We start from the raw sequence: 2188 nt of genomic DNA on the forward strand, positions 1-2188 counted from the left end.
ACAGGCCGGGCCCCCGGCCCGCCCTGGTGCCGCCGATGAGCCCCGCTTTTCCCTGCCTCCAAGGCCCAGCGGAGGGGCATTTCCCGGGATGTCCCGGGGCGGGCGGAAGAAACCAACCGGCGCGGAGGGAAAATGCGGTGCGTCACGCAACCCGGCCCGTGTCCGGACGAAAATGGGTCATCCCCCACCTCGAATCCCGAGGCCGTCAATGATCATCCCGTCCCGCCCGCTCTCCGCGCCCCGCACCTCGACGGCTTCCTCGTCGGCCCCGGCCTCCACGGCCCGCACCCCGAAGGCGTTCTCGTCGGTGTCCACGTTCGAGGCCGGCGCTCCGGCCAAGAAGTCCCCGACGACGCCGGTGCCCCCGCCGCAGGTTCCGGTGGAGGACGTGCCGCCGTCCAAGCCGGATCCCCGCTACGACGGGTTGAAGGACCAGGCGCTGATCAACGCGCTGCACGACGCGGTCAGCAAGCACAAGGACCTGGGCTACAACGGCGCGCGGAAGATCATCTTCACCACCCTGGACAACCACGATGGCAAGGTGAAGTGCGTCTACACGGGCAAGGAAGTCACGACGAACAAGATTCCCAGCAGCAACGTGATGAACACCGAGCACACCTGGCCCCAGTCCAAGGGCGCCACGGGCCCGGCGAAGGCGGACCTGCACCACCTGTTCCCCACCGACAGCAAGGCCAACTCCATCCGGGGCAACTGGCCCTTCGGCACGGTGAAGAACGTGAAGTGGACGGAGAACGGCGCCAAGTTCGGCACCGACGAGAAGGGCCGCACCGTCTTCGAGCCGCCCGATGAGCACAAGGGCAACGTGGCGCGCGCGCTGTTCTACTTCTCCACCGTCTACAACAAGCACATCCCCGCGGATGACGAGGCCGTGCTCAAGCAGTGGAATACGCTGGACAAGGTGGACGCCGCGGAAGTGAAGCGCAACGACGCCATCGAGACCTACCAGCAGAACCGCAACCCCTTCGTGGACGACGCGTCGCTGGCCGACCGCATCGCGGACTTCTAGAGTCCGCGGCATGTCCCATCCGCTCGCGCCCTTGTGGGCGCTCGTCCCTGGCCGCACCGGTGTCCCCCTGATGAAGGTGGGGGGCACGCCCGAGGCACCGGGGCCCCTGGAGTGGCCCGCCTGCGCCATGTGCGGCGGGCCGCAGCGCTTCCTCTTCCAGTTGCCGCACGTCGAGGGACGGCTGGACCTGGCGCCGCACGCGTCGGTCCACGTCTTCCAGTGCGAGAACCCCGACACGGCCTGCTTCCGCTGGGACCCGGAGGAGGGCGCCAACGCGGCGGTGCCGGTGAAGGCGGGCGCGCCGTCCGTGAGCGCGCCGCCCGGGCCGGTGAAGCCGTACGCGGAATGGACGCTCGGCTTCGAGCCCGCCACCGAGGACACCGAGGCCCTGTCGGTGGACGTCAACGAGGCCACCGAGGAGCAACTCACCGCGCTGGACCGCGCGCAGGAGGAGGCGCCGGAGAGCAAGGTGGGCGGCGTGCCCGGGTGGCTCAACGGCGAGGCGACGCCGGAGTGCTGTGACGCGCCCATGCGCTTCGTCGCGCAGCTGTCCGCGATGCCCTTCGGCCTGGAGTTCGGCGACAACGGCCGGGGCTACCTCTTCCGGTGCACCCGCGAGGACTGCGTGAGGCCCTTCCGCTTCCTCACCCAGGGCGCCTGAAGCGCGGCCTCAGGGCGTGAGGTGGGCGGCCCAGTGGCGCCCCAGGGCGTCGCTCGCGGGATTGGGCAGGACGTCGTCCTCCAGCAGGGGCTCCACGGCATGGAGGAAGCGGGCGCAGACGGAGCGCTGGCGTGCGTCCAGGCACGCCACGAAGTCCGCGAAGGCCTTCTCCTGTTCCTGGCGCATGGCCTGCGTCTGCGCGGGTGTCCGCCCCCCGCGCCTGACGGGGACCGGCGGCGTCAGGACGCCCACCACGGCCTCCAGCACCGTGAAGGCCACGGGGTCCACCGGCGCGGTGAGGAGCGCGGTGAGATACGCCGGCAGGTAGTAGGCCAGGGCCCGGGGCGTCAGCCGCCGCAGGCTCACCGCCGCCGGGCCCCACTGGAGCAACCCGGCGTGGGCGAAGTCCTTCCAGGGCCGGCCGGCGAAGTGCTGCTCCGCCAGCGCGGCCTCGGGATCCGCATAGGCGTGGGTCCGCCCCTGCTCATCCACCCAGGTTC

Annotated in this window: 3 protein-coding genes; 2 read left to right on the forward strand and 1 reads right to left on the reverse strand. The window is 70.8% G+C overall.

The window, feature by feature from the left end; translation table 11 throughout:
- Positions 1–208: 208 nt before the first annotated feature.
- A complete protein-coding gene (locus tag D7W79_RS41420) occupies positions 209–1027 on the forward strand; it encodes an endonuclease I family protein (RefSeq protein ID WP_120530681.1) in 819 nt (272 codons plus the stop codon).
- Positions 1028–1037: 10 nt separating this feature from the next.
- Entirely contained in the window at positions 1038–1688 is a 651-nt protein-coding gene (locus D7W79_RS41425) for a hypothetical protein (RefSeq protein WP_120530682.1), read from the forward strand.
- Positions 1689–1697: 9 nt separating this feature from the next.
- Here the strand turns inward: D7W79_RS41425 and D7W79_RS44140 are convergent.
- Positions 1698–2188 (reverse strand): hypothetical protein (locus tag D7W79_RS44140; protein ID WP_158617184.1); only part of this gene is annotated, 491 nt, incomplete at its 5' end.

The sequence above is a fragment of the Corallococcus exercitus genome (assembly GCF_003611585.1).
GTDB lineage: Bacteria > Myxococcota > Myxococcia > Myxococcales > Myxococcaceae > Corallococcus > Corallococcus exercitus.

Coding starts and splice junctions, on each gene's coding strand:
- D7W79_RS41420 (WP_120530681.1), top strand. CDS start 209: ATGATCATCCCGTCCCGCCCGCTCTCCGCGCCCCGCACCTCGACGGCT.
- D7W79_RS41425 (WP_120530682.1), top strand. CDS start 1,038: ATGTCCCATCCGCTCGCGCCCTTGTGGGCGCTCGTCCCTGGCCGCACC.